Annotated in this window: 15 protein-coding genes; 1 reads left to right on the top strand and 14 read right to left on the bottom strand. The window is 68.1% G+C overall.

Translation table 11 applies throughout. The annotated features are described in order from the left end of the window. From hisZ to G7Y49_RS06195, 14 genes are all read right to left on the bottom strand, one after another. A partial coding sequence (gene hisZ / locus G7Y49_RS06260) for an ATP phosphoribosyltransferase regulatory subunit (RefSeq protein ID WP_165172124.1) occupies positions 1 to 1,092 on the bottom strand: 1,092 nt, incomplete at its 3' end. A gap of 213 nt (positions 1,093 to 1,305) precedes the next feature. After that, a complete protein-coding gene (gene larC / locus G7Y49_RS06255) occupies positions 1,306 to 2,265 on the bottom strand; it encodes a nickel insertion protein (RefSeq protein WP_165172122.1) in 960 nt (319 codons plus the stop codon). A gap of 199 nt (positions 2,266 to 2,464) precedes the next feature. After that, on the bottom strand, positions 2,465 to 3,232 hold the full coding sequence (larB, locus tag G7Y49_RS06250) for a nickel pincer cofactor biosynthesis protein LarB (RefSeq protein WP_241157294.1): 768 nt from the start codon (positions 3,230 to 3,232) through the stop codon (positions 2,465 to 2,467). Positions 3,233 to 3,268: 36 nt separating this feature from the next. Beyond that, positions 3,269 to 3,661, bottom strand: coding sequence for a MerR family transcriptional regulator (locus G7Y49_RS06245; protein WP_165172118.1), 393 nt, complete (start codon positions 3,659 to 3,661; stop codon positions 3,269 to 3,271). A gap of 268 nt (positions 3,662 to 3,929) precedes the next feature. Continuing rightward, positions 3,930 to 4,193: a holotricin-3 gene (locus G7Y49_RS06240; RefSeq protein WP_165172116.1), complete on the bottom strand. Its 264-nt coding sequence runs from the start codon at positions 4,191 to 4,193 to the stop codon at positions 3,930 to 3,932. Between the two features lie 15 nt (positions 4,194 to 4,208). Then, complete coding sequence (gatB, locus tag G7Y49_RS06235; RefSeq protein WP_165172114.1) at positions 4,209 to 5,783, bottom strand: Asp-tRNA(Asn)/Glu-tRNA(Gln) amidotransferase subunit GatB; 1,575 nt, start codon at positions 5,781 to 5,783, stop codon at positions 4,209 to 4,211. A gap of 3 nt (positions 5,784 to 5,786) precedes the next feature. Continuing rightward, entirely contained in the window at positions 5,787 to 7,289 is a 1,503-nt protein-coding gene (gene gatA, locus G7Y49_RS06230; RefSeq protein ID WP_165172112.1) for an Asp-tRNA(Asn)/Glu-tRNA(Gln) amidotransferase subunit GatA, read from the bottom strand. After that, the gene (gatC, locus tag G7Y49_RS06225; RefSeq protein ID WP_165172110.1) at positions 7,289 to 7,600 is read right to left on the bottom strand and encodes an Asp-tRNA(Asn)/Glu-tRNA(Gln) amidotransferase subunit GatC; all 312 of its coding nucleotides are present in this window, start codon (positions 7,598 to 7,600) and stop codon (positions 7,289 to 7,291) included. Before gatC ends, gatA begins: the two co-directional genes overlap by 1 nt. 217 nt (positions 7,601 to 7,817) lie before the next feature. Continuing rightward, positions 7,818 to 8,495 carry an ExsB family transcriptional regulator gene (locus G7Y49_RS06220; RefSeq protein WP_165172109.1) on the bottom strand — a complete coding sequence of 226 codons (678 nt, stop codon included), beginning with the start codon at positions 8,493 to 8,495 and terminating at the stop codon, positions 7,818 to 7,820. A gap of 6 nt (positions 8,496 to 8,501) precedes the next feature. Continuing rightward, the gene (locus G7Y49_RS06215; protein WP_165172128.1) at positions 8,502 to 9,614 is read right to left on the bottom strand and encodes an aldo/keto reductase; all 1,113 of its coding nucleotides are present in this window, start codon (positions 9,612 to 9,614) and stop codon (positions 8,502 to 8,504) included. 366 nt (positions 9,615 to 9,980) lie between these two features. Continuing rightward, positions 9,981 to 10,706 carry a B3/4 domain-containing protein gene (locus G7Y49_RS06210; protein ID WP_165172108.1) on the bottom strand — a complete coding sequence of 242 codons (726 nt, stop codon included), beginning with the start codon at positions 10,704 to 10,706 and terminating at the stop codon, positions 9,981 to 9,983. Between the two features lie 21 nt (positions 10,707 to 10,727). Continuing rightward, the gene (locus tag G7Y49_RS06205; protein WP_165172107.1) at positions 10,728 to 11,060 is read right to left on the bottom strand and encodes a multidrug efflux SMR transporter; all 333 of its coding nucleotides are present in this window, start codon (positions 11,058 to 11,060) and stop codon (positions 10,728 to 10,730) included. A gap of 171 nt (positions 11,061 to 11,231) precedes the next feature. Next, complete coding sequence (gene ychF / locus G7Y49_RS06200; protein ID WP_165172106.1) at positions 11,232 to 12,305, bottom strand: redox-regulated ATPase YchF; 1,074 nt, start codon at positions 12,303 to 12,305, stop codon at positions 11,232 to 11,234. A 59-nt stretch (positions 12,306 to 12,364) separates the two neighbouring features. Next, positions 12,365 to 13,765: a sodium-dependent transporter gene (locus G7Y49_RS06195; RefSeq protein ID WP_165172105.1), complete on the bottom strand. Its 1,401-nt coding sequence runs from the start codon at positions 13,763 to 13,765 to the stop codon at positions 12,365 to 12,367. A 415-nt stretch (positions 13,766 to 14,180) separates the two neighbouring features. Here G7Y49_RS06195 and asnB point away from each other — a divergent pair, with 415 nt between their 5' ends. After that, positions 14,181 to 16,163, top strand: a complete 1,983-nt coding sequence (gene asnB, locus G7Y49_RS06190) for an asparagine synthase (glutamine-hydrolyzing) (protein WP_165172104.1) — start codon at positions 14,181 to 14,183, stop codon at positions 16,161 to 16,163. Positions 16,164 to 16,203: the final 40 nt, after the last annotated feature.

Below are 16,203 nucleotides of genomic sequence, written 5' to 3'. Positions count from 1 at the left end.
GGCAGGGGCGGCGGTCGTGCGGCTCGCGGCGCCGGGCGCGATGGCGGCCTCGCAGCCCCCCGCGGCCGGCGCGGCCAACGCAGCCTGCGCGGACCTCTCCGCGGCGGCGGCGCTCATCACCTGCTCGAGGTAGAACGCGAAGCCCGCCGCCGGGCGCTCCACGCCGTAGGCGCCGATCATGTGGTCGTAGCGCCCGCCCGAGCCGAGCGGCGAGCCGAGGTGCGGCGAGTACGCCGCGAACACGATGCCCGTGTAGTAGTCGAACGAGCTCATGACCGAGAAGTCGATCAGGATGCGGTCGGCCAGGCCGCGGTCGGCCAGCGCGTTGAACGTGCGCTCGAACTCGTCGAGGCCGTCGGCGCAGCCGAGCGGCACCACGAGCGAGCGCACGGCCTCGATGGCCTCGACGCCGCCGCGGATGCGCGGCAGCGCGCGGATGGCGTCGGCGTAGGCCGGGGCCACGCCCGCGACGTCCACCTCGAGCGCGGCGCCGTCGAGGTCGGTCAGGCGGTCGAGCTCCACGAAGTCGGACGCGTGGTACGCCTCGAGCACGGCGGCCTTCCACGCCTCGGGCGCGCCCGAGCGGTCGAGCAGCGCGCGCAGGACGCCCACCGTGGCGAGCGCCAGCGAGAAGTCGTCCACGCCGCTCTCGCACACCGCGTCGATGAACAGCCCCACGATCTCGGCGTCGGCCTCAAAGCCCTCCTCGCCGATGCACTCAACGCCGAACTGCGTCACCTCGCGCTCGGCAGCCTGCGCGTCGGCCTCCGTCTCGCGGAAGACGCGCTGCGTGTAGCGGAAGCGCAGCGGCCCCTCCTCGTTGCGCAGGCGCGTGGCGCACATGCGCGCGATCTGCAGCGTGACGTCGGGGCGCATGGCCAGAAGGTCGCCGCGCGAGTCGAAGAACTTGAACGACGAGCCCGGCAGGCGCCCGCCGGCGCGCATGACGTCGAGGACCTCGAGCGTGGGGGTCTCTATGGGGAGGTAGCCGCGGTCAGCGAAGAGCTGCTGCACCGCGCGCGTGATCGTCTCTCTCGCGCGCGCCTCCTGCGTGAGGACGTCGCGGAAACCAGAGGGGGTGACAAGGTTCACAGGTGCTTTCCTTCTCCAACGTATTCTCAGACAGCTTATGGTACTGCTCGCGCGCCGCCCGGGTAAGCAGCGCGGCGAAAACAGCGGATTTTCAGCATGCGCCGTCGGCGTGTGATCCCGACAGCGTCCCATACTTTAGCACAGTAGAGTGATAAAGCAAGCACGCACGCTCAATTGCGTGCAAGAAGGCTGCCGAAAGGCAGGGAGCGAGCCCTACTCCACCGGCTCGATGACGAGGGCGCGCAGGATGCCGGGGGTCTCGTAGGCGCGCTTGCCCGCGCCCATGCCCACGCGCTTCACGGCGAAGCGCTCGGGGAGCTTGTCGGTCGTGCGCACGGCGGCCGCCACAGCGGCGCCTGTCGGCGTCACGAGCTCGCCGCGCACGTCGAGCACGCGCAGCACGAGGCCATGGGCGGCGGCGATGTTGACCACCGCGGGAACGGGCACGGGGATGACGCCGTGCTGGCAGCGCACCGTGCCGCGCCCCTCCGCGAGCTCGGTGACCACCACCTCCTCCACGTGCAGGCTGTCGAGCGCCGCGGCGACGGCCACCACGTCAGCGATGGAGTCGACGGCTCCCACCTCGTGGAAGTGGACTTCGCCGACGGGCACGCCGTGCGCCTGCGCCTCGGCCTCGGCTATGATCGCGAACACCTCGCGCGCGATCTCCCTCGCATGGGGAGTCATGTCGGCGGCGTCGATGAGCGCGGCGATCTCCGCCATCCCGCGGTGCTCGTGCGCCTGAGCGCCCTCGTGCGGATGCAGATGCGCGGGTGCGCCAGCGCCTTCGCGCGGGTGCGCGTGATCCCCTTCGCACGAGCAGCCCTGCGGATGCGCATGCGCCTGATCGCCCACGCCCTCATTCGCACGAGCGCCCTCATGCGCATGCGCCTGAGCGCCCTCGTGCGAATGCCCGGGCTCGCGACCTGCGCCGTGCAGGTACTCCATGTCGTGGTCGTGGTTCTCGTGCTCCGCGTCGAGCACCACGTCGAAGTCGCACACGTCCAGGCCCGACTTCACCACGCGCGTGATGCGCACCTCGAACCCCTCGACCGGCAGGCTCTCGAGGGCGCGGCGCACCGCCTGCTCGTCAGCGCCCGCGTCGAGCAGCGCCGCCGCGCACATGTCGCCGCTGATGCCCGACGAGCACTCCAGCCATAAAACGCTTCCCACTCAAACTCCCTTCCCAAAGCGTCATGCTCACAACGCGCCGCGCCCGCCGGCGCTGCGCAGCCCACGATGTTTCACGTAAAACATCGGTTCGCACAAACGAATGTCTCACGTGAAACACGCTCGACTGGACGACCGCGCGATCGCCCGGCTGCTCACGCTGCGTGCCGCGCGCCCTCACACGCCGCGCCCGCCACCGGCCCTATGCGTCCGCGCGGGCGGAGAGGTGGTTGATGAGGCTCGCCTGGTAGGCCGCGCCGAACCCGTTGTCGATGTTGACCACCGACACCCCGCTCGCACACGAGTTCAACATCGCGAGCAGCGCCGTCACGCCGCCGAACGCCGCCCCGTAGCCCACGGACGTGGGCACCGCGATCACCGGGCACGCCACCATGCCGCCGATCACGCTGGCGAGCGCGCCCTCCATGCCCGCCACGGCGATGACCACCTGCGCGCGGGCGAGCTCGTCCGAGCACGCGAGCAGCCGGTGGATGCCCGCCACGCCCACGTCGAGCAGGCGCACCACCTCGTTGCCGAGGAACTGCGCCGTGAGCGCCGCCTCCTCGGCCACGCCGACGTCGCTCGTGCCCGCCGCGGCGACCACGACCACGCCGTCGCCGTCGGGCTCGGGCATGCCGCCCGCCACGCCCAGGCGCGCCTCGGGGTAGTACGCCAGCTCGCACGCGCCCCCCAGAAGCTCCTGCGCCGCGGCGCGCTTCTCCTCGTCGAGCCGCGTCACCAGCACGCGCGGCTGGCCGCCCTCGAGCAGCGCCCGCACGATGCCCGCGACCTGCGCGGGCGTCTTCCCCTCGCCGAAGACCACCTCGCCGGCGCCCTGCCGCGCGGCGCGCGCGAGGTCAGCCCGCGCGTACCCGAGGTCGGCGAAGCCGCGCGCCTGGTCGATCTCGGCGCACAACGCACGAGAAGCCTCGTCAACGGCGAGGCTTCCCTCTGCGACGGCGCGCAGCATGTATTCGATTTCCCGTGCCTTGCAAACCATGAAGCGCTAGCAGTTCTCCTCCGTGAAGCGGATGGCGTTCTCACCCGCCAACACCGTCTCCTCGTAATTCTCGATCTTGTAGTCAAGTTTCGCAAGAGCTTCCTGAAGCTCTCGGATGCGTCCCCTGAGGCGGCTGCGCTGCTGCTCGAGCAGATCCCTGCGCTGAAGCAACGTGACGTCACCCTGCTCGAGCAGCTCCATGTACTCGACGAGAGCCTCGATGGACATGCCCGCATCGCGCATGCACTTGACGAACTCAACTGTTCGGCAGCTGCTCTCGTCGTAGTCACGAATGCCGCTCTTGTTGCGCGGCACGTGGCGGAGGAGTCCGATCCTTTCGTAGTACCGAAGGGTGTCGGCAGAGATATCGTACCGTTTGCTCACTTCTGCAATCTTCATTGCGCTCCTTAATTTGCAAACGTAATCATCCCCACATTAATTTGCAAAACGTAATTTTCCCCACATCCAATAGGGCGTATTACACCATATGGAGTTAACTGCAAGTCAATACACGCGCAATGATTCCGCCCGCGTAGGGCACGATTCCTCCACAAAGGAGAAGCCGCGCCCCATGCAGGCTCGAGCCGAAGCCCGACCGCCGCCGAGCCGCGCCAAATCCGCGCTCACGCGGCGGCGCTTCCCGGCCGAAAGGGCGCCGAAGGCAGGGTCACGAAGCGAGCAGCACCGCCTGGTACATGCTCCACACCATGAAGACGATGAAGGCGAGCACTGCCGTCACCACGCACTTCACGGGCAGGGGCCAGTCGCCGCGCCACATGAGCACCAAGCCCACGGGCCAGAACACCACCAGGAAGAAGATGATCCAGAACGTCTCCTGGTACCACTTCTTGGCAGAAGGGTCGCGAACGATGGTGTTCGCCTCCCGATGGCTGCGGTGCTGCCAGTCGCCCGGCCTGCGCTCGTCGCCCATGACGCCTCCCCTCCGCTACTCGGCAAGCCTCCTCGCCAGCAGCTCGTTGATGACCTTCGGGTTGCCTTGTCCTCGCATCTTCTTCATGCACTGTCCCACGAAGAACCCTATGACCTTGGTGTTGCCGTCCTTGTAGCGCGCCACCTCGTCGGGGTTCGCGGCGATCACCTCGGCGACCACGGCCTCGATGGCGCCCGCGTCGGACACCTGCTTCATGCCGCGCTCCTCCACGATGGCCTCCGGGTCCTTGTCCTCGGCGAGCACCGCGGCGAAGACCTGCTTGGCCTGCTTGGACGAGATGGCATCGGACGCCTGCAGCCGCACGAGCTCGACGGCGCGCGCGGGGGAAAGCGGCGTGGCGGCCAGCGCCACGCCCTCCGCGTTCAGGTACGCCGTGACGTCGTTGATGACGAGGTTCGCCACCGGCTTGGCGAGCTTGGCCGCCTCGTCGCCGGCCGCCTCCATACACGCCTCGAAGAAGCGGGACGTCTCGCGGTGCTCCACCAGATGGCGCGCGTCGTAGGCCGTAAGCCCGAACGCCTCCTCGAAGCGGCGGGCCTTCTGGTCGGGCAGCTCGGGCAGCTTGGCGCGCACGCGCTCGACGAACGCGTCGGACAGGTCGTAGGGCGCCAGGTCGGGCTCGGGGAACAGGCGGTAGTCGTCGGCCGTCTCCTTCACGCGCATCACGATGGTGCGCTTGGCGGAAGGATCCCAGTGGCGCGTCTCCTGGTAGATGACGCCGCCCTCCTCGAGCACCTCCGCCTGGCGGCAGATCTCGTAGGCCAGGCCGTCGTGCAGGTTCTTGAACGAGTTCATGTTCTTGAGCTCGGTCTTCGTGCCGAACTCCTTGGCCCCACGGCGGCGCAGGCTCACGTTGCCGTCGCAGCGCAGCGAGCCCTCCTCCATGGAGCAGTCCGAGATGCCGATGGCCAGGTAGATCTGGCGCAGCTTCTGCATGAACAGGCGCGCCTCCTCGGGCGTGCGCAGGTCGGGCTCGGTTACGAGCTCGATCAGGGGCGTGCCCGCGCGGTTGTAGTCCACGAGCGAGTGCGTGGCGCCCGCGATGCGGCCCTCGCCGCCGCCGACGTGCACCATCTTGCCCGCGTCCTCCTCCATGTGGATGCGCGTGATGCCCACGTGCGCCACGTAGCCGTCCTCGGTGCGCGTGATGTTGCCGTCGCTCTCGCCCGCGGCCAGGTCGTCCAGGCGGTAGCGCTCGCGCGCGGCCGGGCCGTCGACGTCGAGGTCCAGGTGCCCGCGCATGCAGAACGCCACGGGGCCCTGGGTGGTCTGGAAGTTCTTCGCCATGTCGGGGTACATGTAGTTCTTGCGGTAGAACATCGAGTGCTTCTCGATGTCGCAGTTGGTGGCCAGGCCCGCCAGCACGATGGACTCGATGGCGGCCTTGTTCGGCACGGGCAGGGCGCCCGGCAGCCCCAGGCACACGGGGCAGGTGTGGGTGTTCGGGTCGGCGCCGAACTCCAGCTTGCAGCCGCAGAACATCTTCGTGTCAAGCGTGGTCAGCTCGGCGTGGATCTCGAGGCCGATGACCGCCTCCCACGTCTCAAAAACCTCTTCGAGCTTCTTCACGAGCTACTCACCCGCCTTTCCGTCGGCGAAGTCAGGCGCGACGGGCGCCGGGCCGTAGACCGTCTCGAGAGCCGCGGCCACGCGCAGCATGTTCTTGTCGCGGAAGGCCGGCGCGATGAGCTGCGCGCCGACCGGCATGCCCGTCTCGGCGCCGAGGCCGATCGGCATCGACATGCCGCCGTTGCCCGCGATGTTGATGGAGATGGTGAACATGTCGGACAGGTACATCTCGGTGGGGTCGGCGATCTCGCCGAAGCGAAACGCCGTGCGCGGCGCCACCGGCGCCAGGATGCAGTCGACCTGCTCGAAGGCGCGCGCGTAGTCCTGCGTGATGAGGGTGCGCACCTGCTGGGCCGGGTAGTAGTACTTGTCGTACACGCCCGCGGACAGAAGGTAGCTGCCGAGCATGATGCGGCGGCGCGCCTCGGGGCCGAAGCCGTTCGCGCGGCTGGCCTCGTACTGGCCGCCGAGGTCCTTGTGCCCCGGGTCGCAGTAGCCGTAGCGCACGCTGTCGAAGCGCGCGAGGTTCGAGAACGCCTCGCAGGGGCCGAGCACGTAGTAGGCGCTCATGGCGGCCTGCGCGTTGGGGAGCTCCACCTCCACGAGCTCGGCGCCGAGCCCCTCGAGCTTGGCGGCCGCCTCGGCCACCTTGTCGTGCACCTCTGAGGTGAGGCCGGCGGCGTCCATGAACGCCGGGACCACGCCGATCCTCATGCCGCGCACGCCCTCGGCGAGGTTGGCCGTGAAGTCGACCGCGACCTCCTGGCTCGTGCAGTCGAGCTCGTCGCGGCCGGAGATGGCGTTCAAGGTGAGCGCCGCGTCCTCCACCGTGCGGGCGAAGGGGCCCACCTGGTCGAGCGAGCTGCCGAAGGCCACCACGCCGTAGCGCGAGACCACGCCGTAGGTGGGCTTGACGGCCACGATGCCGCAGAAGCTGCCCGGCTGGCGGATGGAGCCGCCCGTGTCGGAGCCGAGCGTCACGGGCACGAGGCCCGCCGCCACGGCCGCGGCGCTGCCGCCCGAGGAGCCGCCCGGGACGCGGTCGAGGTCCCACGGGTTGCGCGTGGGGCCGAACGCCGAGGTCTCGGTGGAGGAGCCGAACGCGAACTCGTCCATGTTGAGCTTGCCGACGGGCAGCGCGCCCGCCTCGAGCGTGCGCGCCACGCACGTGGCCGTGTAGGGCGACACGTAGCTCTCCAGCATGCGCGAGGAGCACGTGGTGTGCGTGCCCAGAAGGTTCATGTTGTCCTTGTACCCCACGGGCACGCCGGCGAGGGGCCCGAGCTCGGAGAGGTCCCCGCCCGCCGCGAGCGCCGCGTCGACGCGCGCCGCGGCCTCGAGCGCCGCGGCCTCGGTGGTCTCGAGGAAGGCGTGCACCCGCGCGTCGGCGGCGCCGATGCGCTCGAACGTGCCGCGCGCCACCTCGGCGGCCGAGAACTCCCTGGCGGCGAGGCCCGCCTGGATGGCGCGCACGCTCATGGAGCCGAACGTCTGCGAAGATGCCATCAGCGGTCACCCCCCTCGCCCAGGATGGACGGGATGAGGAAGCAGCCGTCCTGCTGCTTGGGGGCGTTCTCGAGCGCCACGTCCTGCGTGAAGCCCGCGCGCTCCACGTCCTCGCGCATGACGTTGGACAAGTCGCCGATGGGATGGAACGTGGGCTCGACGCCCTCGAGGTCGTATTCGGTGATGGGGGCCAGCGAGTCGATGATGGCGTTCAGGTCAACCGTCATCTGCTTGACTTCCTCATCGTCGAGGCCGATGCGCGTGTATTCGGCGATGCCGCGCACATCATGCTCGGATAGGTGCTGTGTCATGGTTGGTCGGTCCTCTTTCGGATTGCTCATCGCCGCAGCGCGCGGCGGACTCATAGCAAACCATGATAGCAAACCCGCGAACCGATGAACCCGCACGTGGCGCGCGCGTTAGAGATTTAACACGGAAGCCGCGGCGGCGAGGGCGGCGCGCCAGCCGCGACACCGGGGGCGGCATGCCAGCCGCGACGCCGAGGGTCGCGCGCCAGCCGCGGCCGCGTCACATCCCGAGCTCGCGCGCGGCTGCGGCGAGGGTCGCGCGCGTGAGGGGCTCGCCGGCCGGCACGTGGGTGGCGAGGCAGGAGAAGCGCGGCTTGTCGGCGAGGTAGGCGTCCGCGGGCAGGCCCGCCCGGGCGGCGAGGGCGCGGGAGGCGGCGCGCACGTCGGCCTTGGCAAGCCCCGCGCGGCGCAGAGGCGAGGTGACGCCCGCCTCGTCGAGCGAGCGGAAGCCCGGGCGGCGCGCCGGGTCGTCGCTCGCGTTGGTGCCGTCGGCGAGCACGGAGAATCCGTCGGCGCGGGCCGCCTGCCAGACGCGCGCGAAGATGAAGCGCTTGCAGAGGCGGCAGCGGTCAGGCGGGTTCGCGCAGATGTCGGCCTGGGAGAGCACGTCGGCCTCGATCACGCGCAGGGGCACGCCGACGCGCGCGGCCACCGCGCGGGCGTCGGCGAGCTCGAAGGCCGGCTGGAAGGCCGTGCTCACCAGGTACGCCCCCACCTCGCAGCCCGCCGCGCGGGCGGCTGCGAGCAGGTAGGACGAGTCGGCGCCGCCCGAGAAGGCCACCGCGAGGCGCGGCGTGCGGGCGAAAAACGCCTCGAGCGGCTCCGCGCCGAGGCGCTGCCCCTCCCCCACCCACGCCGCGTCAGGAGCCACCGCGCGCTCCGCGGGATGCTCGATCATGGGCCGCTACTCGAACAGCTCGGCGGCGCGGGCGAGCTCGGACGTGATCGCGATGTGCTGGGGACACACGCGCTCGCACGCCCCGCAGCCGATGCAGCTCGACGCGGGATGCGAGCCGGTGCTCCACGCGTAGTTCTCCTTCGCGCGGCGCTCGTCGCCGAACTGCGCCATGATGTTCAGGCTCTCGAGCGCGGCGGGGATGCCGATGTGCTGGGGGCAGCCCTTCACGCAGTAGCGGCAGTCGGTGCACGGCACGGTGGGAGCCTCGTCCAAGATGCCGCGCACGCGCTCGACCACGGCCGCCTCCTCGGCGGTGAGCGGCTTGAAGTCGCGCATGACGCCCACGTTCTCGCGCATCTGCTCGATGTTCGACATGCCCGAGAGCACCGTGAGCACGCCGGGCAGCGACGCGGCGAAGCGCAGCGCCCACGAGGCGAGCGGGGCCGAGGGGTTCGCCTCGGCGAGCACGGCGCGCGCGGCGGGCGGCAGCTTCACGAGCGATCCGCCCTTCACCGGCTCCATCACGATGACGGGCAGGCCGTGCGCGCGGGCCACCTCGTAGCACTTGCGCGACTCCACCTTGGGGTTCTCCCAGTCGGCGTAGTTGATCTGCAGCTGCACGAAGTCCACCTCGGGATGCGCGGTGAGCAGCGCGTCAAGCGCGGCGGCGTTGTCGTGGATGGAGAAGCCCGCGTGGCGGATGAGCCCCTCGGCCTTCTTCTGCTGCACGAACTCCCAGAGCCCGTAGTCCTCGAACGGCTGCGAGAGCTCGCCGCCGAGGTTGTGCAGCAGGTAGTAGTCGAAGTACCCCGCGCCCGTGCGCGCAAGCGAGATGTCGAGCATGCCGCGCGCCTCCGCGGCGCTCTTCGCCGCCCAGGCGGGCAGCTTGGTGGCCAGCTGGAAGCTCTCGCGCGGGTAGCGGTCCACGAGCGCGCGCTTGATGGCGGGCTCCGACGCGCCGTCGTGGTAGGTGAACGCCGTGTCGAAGTAGGAGAAGCCGGCGCCCATGAACTCGTCGACCATGGCGCACACCTGCTCGACGTCGATGGGCTCCCCGCCCCGGTCGGCCGCCTCGCCGATGTTGCGCGCGCTGCCGCTCGCGCAGACCGGCAGGCGCATGAGCCCGAACCCCAGCTTCTTGATGCCGCCCGCATCGCCGCCTCGGGCGTCAGATGCGGCGTTGCCCGCACCGCCCCTGATGCCAGCCGCAGTGTCATTCATAACGTCAGCCATGATGAGCTCCTCCCCAAGCCTCGGCCCGCGCGGCTCCCTCGAAGCCCGCGTCGCAGCAGCTCTTCTCGCTTTTCACAGATGGGTGCAGAATAATGCATCCTCGGCGTCATTTCTGCCTCAACTCGCAAAGCGCTCCGAGATCGCGCAGCAGAGACGCTTGCACAGCAAACTCTACAACAAGATTACAGCAAACTCGGCGAAACGAGACGCTATCTTCGGAGGGGCGAGCCACTCCTCAAGCCAAAACCGCATTCACTCATCGATGGCAAGCTCGGGGCTATCCCTGGTGATGATTGCCTTAGCGGCGATTTCTCCACCGAGGTATTGCTCGATGAGAGCAGCCAACTCATCGACAGCCTGCGCGAGCTCGTCAGCTCGAGATGGATCGACCGATTCGATGACAAGCAGCGCGTTGCTCGATTCATCTGTCAGCGCCGTACGTTGGCCATCGCGCCAATTAAGGCAGCGGCATACAGCTCCGGCTTCATCGCGATAGCAAAGCTCGCCCTCGAGCGTCGGTGAGTCTTCCTCATCCCCAAGCGCGCGAAACGCATCCCCACCTTCCGTGATGCCGAGCCTGACGTCACCTTCTATCGCATCGATGTCCTCACCGCCTACAGGCAGCGCATAGCTGAGCGACACGGTGTTGTATATATCCACCGCAGGTGAGATAGGCTTGACAGGATTTCCCTTGAGCACGCGCTTCAACAGGTTCTCGATTGACGAGCGCGCGCCCTTCTTCGTCTTGAACTTCTGATAGGCGCCGCGCCAAACGGCCACGACCTCGTTTTGGGAGATGGTATCCGATGTCAGCAGCTCATCGGCCTTCGCATTCGCATCTTCGAGCATTTTCGCAATGGCCTCAGAGTCCTCCTTCGGCACTTCAACCCCAGGTCTCATGCCCCTTGCGACAACAACGCCTATTTGCGCATCCGGGAACAACTCCCAAAATGAATCCTCAGCAACAAACTTCTTCAAAGGTCTCACCCCTTAGCTTATCTATGCGGCAACGTCATCCCCGCCGACCAGCTTCAGTCCGATGATGCAAGCAACAAGCCCTGCCAGCAGCGCGATCTTTGCGATGCTGACCGGCTCGATTCCAGTAACCATTCCGTAGACGACGGTGAGCGCCGCGCCGATGCCGACCCAAACCGCGTACGCAGTACCGACGGGAAGGGTTTTGAGCGCGAACGACAGGCCGAGCATGCTGAGCACGAGCGCTATCGCGAACACGACAGTGGGAAGCATCTGCGTAAATCCCTGCGATTTATCCAACGACACGGCCCAAACAGACTCCATGACGCCTGCGCCTACGAGTACGATCCAGTCCATAGCCAAGCCTCCAAACCAACGTGCGTGCTCGTCATGTACCTAAAGCCAAAAAGCACCCGAAACGATCTTTCATCTTCAAAGGCCTAACGATGAAAGAAGTTTCGAGTGCTCGAAACCCTACCCGGCGGCAGGATGCTTGCTCTTTTGCAGAGCCGATTCTGTCAGCTCCTCCTATACGTTGAACTTGAAGTGCATGACGTCGCCGTCTTGGACGACGTAGTCCTTCCCCTCCTGGCGGAGCTTGCCCGCGTCGCGGCAGCCCTTCTCGCCGCCGAGCGCCACGTAGTCCTCGAAGCTGGCCGTCTCCGCCTTGATGAAGCCGCGCTCGAAGTCGGTGTGGATCACGCCGGCGGCCTGCGGGGCCTTCGCGCCGATGGGCACGGTCCACGCGCGCGTCTCGGTGACGCCGCTCGTGAAGTAGCTCTGGAGCCCGAGCAGGTGGTACGCCTCGCGGATGAGGCGCGCCAGGCCGCTCTCGGACAGCCCGAGCACCTCCATGTACTCGGCCGCCTCCTCGGGGTCCATCTCGGCGAGCTCGGCGATGTCGGCCTCCACCTTCGCGCAGATGGGCACGGGGACGCAGCCGTCGATCTCGGGCAGCTCGGCGTCGACGGCGCCCTCGTCGACGTTCGCGATGTAGAGCATCGGCTTCATCGTGAGCAGGTGCAGCTCGTAGATCGCCGCGGCGTCCTCCTCCGAGAGGTCGAGCGTGCGCGCGCGGTGGCCCTCGTTGAGGCCCTCGAGCACGCGGCGCGCCACCTCGAGCTTGTTTGCGCCCGCCTTGTCGCGCTTGGCCTCCTTCTCGAGGCGCGGGACGGCCTTCTCGAGCGTGGCGATGTCAGCCAGGATGAGCTCGGTCTTGATGGTCTCCACGTCGCTTTGCGGGTCGACGCGCCCGGCCACGTGCGTGACGTCGGGGTCGCCGAAGAAGCGCACCACCTCGGCAATGGCGTCGGTCTCGCGGATGTTCGCGAGGAACTGGTTGCCGAGGCCCTCGCCCTGGCTGGCGCCCGCCACCAAGCCCGCGATGTCCACGAACTCGACGGTGGCCGGCACGATCTTGGCCGGGTTGTCGATGGCGGCCAGCGCGTCGAGGCGCGCGTCGGGCACCGGCACGATGCCGACGTTGGGCTCGATGGTGGCGAACGGGTAGTTGGCAGCCAGGCCGCCCTTGTTGGTGAGCGCGGTGAACAGCGTGGACTTGCCCACGTTGGGCAGCCCGACGATACCGATGGAGAGGGACACGAGAACTCCTTGCCGTAGACGGCCGCCCCATGCGGCCGCTTGATTGGGAATGACGTCTATTACAGCGTGATGAGGCCCATCGTGTTCATCACGTAGGCCACGAGGATCACCACCACGAACACCGGCGCGATGTACTTGATCATCACGACGAACAGCTTCTCGGCGACGAACTTGCTCGACTGCCTCACCTCGGAGATGATGACCTGCGGCTTGATGATCCAGCCCACGAAGACGCACGTGAGCAGCGCCACGATGGGCATCATGATGGTGTTGGACAGGAAGTCGAAGAAGTCGAGCAGCTGCGCGTCCTGGTACTCGCCGATGCCGAAGACCGAGTACATGAGGTCGACCGACAGCAGGTTGTTGTAGCCCATGTTCACGATGACGCCCACCACGACGACGAACACCGCGCACGTGGCGATGGCGAACGTGCGGCCGCGCTTGGCGCCGTCCTCCACGATGGAGACGAGCGTCTCGAACAGCGAGATGCAGCTCGTGAGCGCCGCGAAGAACACGAGCGCGAAGAACGCGAAGCCCACGGCGTTCGCCGCGAAGCCGAAGCCCTCGAACACCTGGGGAAGCACGCCGAACATGAGGCCCGGGCCGGCCTTGGTGGCCACGGCCTCGGCGCCGCCCTGCACGGCCACGGCCGCCGGGATGATCATGAAGCCCGCGAGGATGGCAATGCCCGTGTCGAACACCTCGATGCGGCGCACGGAGTGCTCGAGGTCCTCGTCCTTCTGGAAGTAGGAGCCGTACGTGATCATGATGCCCATGGCCAGCGACAGGCTGAAGAACATCTGCCCCATGGCCGCCACCACGAGCTCCACGCTGAACTTCGAGAAGTCGGGGATGAGGTAGTACGCCACGCCGTCAAGCGCGCCGGGCAGCGTGAGCGAGAAGGCCGAGATGCCGACGGCCATCACGATGAGGGCGATCATGAGCACCTTGTTCACGCGCTCGATGCCGCGCTTCACGCCGAGGGCGACCACGACCACCACCAAGGCGATGAACACGAGCATCCACACGTACGTCTCGGGGTTCTGCAGGATGAAGCCGGTGAAGTAGTCCTCCCCCGCGATGACGCTGGCCGGCTCGAACAGGTAGGCCGCCATGTACTTGGTCACCCAGCCGCCGATCAGCGCGTAGTACGGCGTGATGATGAAGGGAACCGCGCTGGCGAGGATGCCGATGATCGCGTACTTCTTGCCGAAGCACTTGAACGCGCCGATGGCGCTCTGGCCCGTCCGGCGCCCGAGCGCCGTCTCGGCCATCATGAGCGCGAAGCCGAACGTCACCACCAGGATGACGTAGACCAGCAGAAACGCGCCGCCGCCGTACTTGGCGGCCAGGTACGGGAAGCGCCACATGTTCCCCAGGCCCACCGCCGAGGCGGCTGCGGCCAAGATGAACGCCCACTTGCCAGACCAGGTGGCGCGGGCCGTCTCTTTTGTAGCCATGATGTTACTCCGTTCGTTCCACGTTGGCGCAGCGCGCCAACCCCTTGCGGAGCACCGACCTCCTCGCGCGTCTTGCGCGAAGGTGCGCGCGGACGAGGGTGCTCGAGATGTAAAGCCATCAGATTATAGCGGCGAACGGGCCCGCATGCGTCCAAGTTGCCAAACATTTCCGAAACGATTCCGCGAAGCCCGCGGGCGGTCGGGACGGTCGGGAGCGATCGGCGGCTGGGGGCGGTCGGGGACGCCAGGGACGGCCGGGAGCCGCCGGAGGCCCTGCGCGCTGAATCCCGCGCCGAACCTATGCGCATTGCATGACGCGCCGCCACGGTGCCAGCCGCGCGCGGTATCATGAAGTCTCGCGAAAAGACGAGAGGCCCGCCCGGTGGGCGGACCCTGGCGAAGGAGCTTGCAAGCTATGTGCGGTATCTGCGGTTTCACGGGCGCGGCGCCCGAAGATCTGCCCACCCTGAAGTCGATGTGCGACGTCATGGCGCATCGCGGGCCTGACGGCGAGGGCCAGTACCTCGACGCGGGCATCGCGCTCGGGCACCGCCGCCTCTCGCTCATCGACCTCGAGGGCGGCAACCAGCCCATGGTGCGCGCCACCGGCGAGCACGTAAGCGCGGTGACCTCCCCCGCGCTCGCCGCCGACGGCAGCTTCATCCAGGGCGAGGCGCGCGGGATGGCGCGCGGCCGCCACGCGATCGTGTTCAACGGCGAGATCTACAACTACCGCGACCTGCGCGCCGAGCTCGAGGCGGACGGCTGGGAGTTCTCCACCAACTCCGACACCGAGGTGCTGCTCGTGGCCTACCTCGCCTGGGGCGAGGCGGCCCTGAACCGCCTGCGCGGCATGTTCGCCTTCGCCGTCTGGGACGCCGAGGCGCGCGAGCTCTTCTGCGCGCGCGACTTCTTCGGCATCAAGCCGTTCTACTACACGCTGCAGCGCACGGACCGCGGCGCGCAGTTCATCTTCGGCAGCGAGATCAAGTGCATCCTGGAGCACCCCGCCTACACCCGCGCGCTCAACGAGGAGGCGCTCGAGAGCTACTTGTGCTTCCAGTTCTCGGCGCTGCCCGAGACGTTCTTCAAGGGCATCTTCAAGCTCGCGCCCGCCCACTGCCTGCGCGTGCACGCCGACGGGCGCCTCGAGACCACGCGCTACTGGCGCCCCACCTACGACTTCGACGAGGGGCGCAGCCGCGCGGACACGGTGAGCGCCATCGACGACGCCATGCGCGAGAGCGTGCGCTACCACAACGTGGCCGACGTGGAGGTGGGCAGCTTCCTGTCGAGCGGCATCGACTCGAGCTACATGGCGGCGTGCCTCGCGAAGGAGAACCCCGCGATCAAGACGTTCACCGTGGGGTTCGCCGAGTACGAGGGCGAGCGCGACGAGATCAGCTGGGCCGGCGAGCTGGCCGACCAGCTCGGCATCGCGAACGCGAGCAAGCACATCGGCGAGGATGAATACTGGGCGAGCCTGCCCGCCGTGCAGTGGCACATGGACGAGCCCTCGGCCGACCCGAGCGCCGTGGCCCTGTACTTCGTGGACCAGATCGCCGCGAAGCAGGTGAAGGCCGTGCTCTCGGGTGAGGGGGCCGACGAGTTCTTCGGCGGCTACCGCATCTACCAGGTGCCCTTCGCGAACCAGAAGGTGGCGTGGGCGCCGAAGGGGCTTCTGCGCGGCGCGTCGAAGGTGATGCGCGCGGCGCGCCTCCGCGGCGCGAACTACCTCGAGCGCGCGAGCGAGACGTGCGAGGACTGGTACTACACCAACGCCAACGGCGTGGCGTTCACGCCCGAGGAGCGCGCGCGGCTGCTCAAGCGCCCCGTGAGCGGGCCGTCCCCCCAAGAGCTCACCGCGCCCGCGTACGCCGAGGCGGCCGGGCTCGACGAGACCACGCGCATGCAGTACGTGGACCTGTACTTCTGGCTCGTGGGCGACATCCTGCTCAAGACCGACAAGATGTCGATGGCCCACTCGCTCGAGAGCCGCGTGCCGTTCCTGGACAAGGAGGTGTTCAACGTCTCGCGCACCATCCCCACGCGCCTGAAGGTCGACGCCGAGCAGACCAAGCTCACGCTGCGCGAGGCCGCCGAGCGCGCCATCCCCCCGGACTGGGCGCAGAAGGAGAAGCTCGGGTTCCCCGTGCCCGTGGTGAGCTGGCTGCGCGAGGAGCGCTACTACGACCTCGTGCGCGCGTGGTTCACGAGCGAGACCGCGCAGCGGTTCTTCAACGTCGACGAGCTCTTGAAGCTCCTCGACGAGCACCGAGCCGGCGCCGACCGCAGCCGCAAGATCTGGATCATCTACATGTTCCTCATGTGGCACAAGATCTACTTCGGCGGCGCGCACGTGGGCAGCGCCGAGGAGGCCGCGCAGGCGGTGTCATAGCGCGAAGAATGACGCGAAGGGGGCCGGAGATCCGGCCCCT

The sequence above is a fragment of the Adlercreutzia sp. ZJ242 genome (assembly GCF_011038995.1).
Classification (GTDB): domain Bacteria; phylum Actinomycetota; class Coriobacteriia; order Coriobacteriales; family Eggerthellaceae; genus CAAEEV01.
This window is presented reverse-complemented; position numbering and strand designations above follow the sequence as displayed.

Coding starts and splice junctions, on each gene's coding strand:
- larB (WP_241157294.1), bottom strand. CDS start 3,232: ATGCTGCGCGCCGTCGCAGAGGGAAGCCTCGCCGTTGACGAGGCTTCT.
- G7Y49_RS06245 (WP_165172118.1), bottom strand. CDS start 3,661: ATGAAGATTGCAGAAGTGAGCAAACGGTACGATATCTCTGCCGACACC.
- G7Y49_RS06240 (WP_165172116.1), bottom strand. CDS start 4,193: ATGGGCGACGAGCGCAGGCCGGGCGACTGGCAGCACCGCAGCCATCGG.
- gatA (WP_165172112.1), bottom strand. CDS start 7,289: ATGGCATCTTCGCAGACGTTCGGCTCCATGAGCGTGCGCGCCATCCAG.
- gatC (WP_165172110.1), bottom strand. CDS start 7,600: ATGACACAGCACCTATCCGAGCATGATGTGCGCGGCATCGCCGAATAC.
- G7Y49_RS06220 (WP_165172109.1), bottom strand. CDS start 8,495: ATGATCGAGCATCCCGCGGAGCGCGCGGTGGCTCCTGACGCGGCGTGG.
- G7Y49_RS06215 (WP_165172128.1), bottom strand. CDS start 9,614: ATGCGCCTGCCGGTCTGCGCGAGCGGCAGCGCGCGCAACATCGGCGAG.
- G7Y49_RS06205 (WP_165172107.1), bottom strand. CDS start 11,060: ATGGACTGGATCGTACTCGTAGGCGCAGGCGTCATGGAGTCTGTTTGG.
- G7Y49_RS06195 (WP_165172105.1), bottom strand. CDS start 13,765: ATGGCTACAAAAGAGACGGCCCGCGCCACCTGGTCTGGCAAGTGGGCG.
- asnB (WP_165172104.1), top strand. CDS start 14,181: ATGTGCGGTATCTGCGGTTTCACGGGCGCGGCGCCCGAAGATCTGCCC.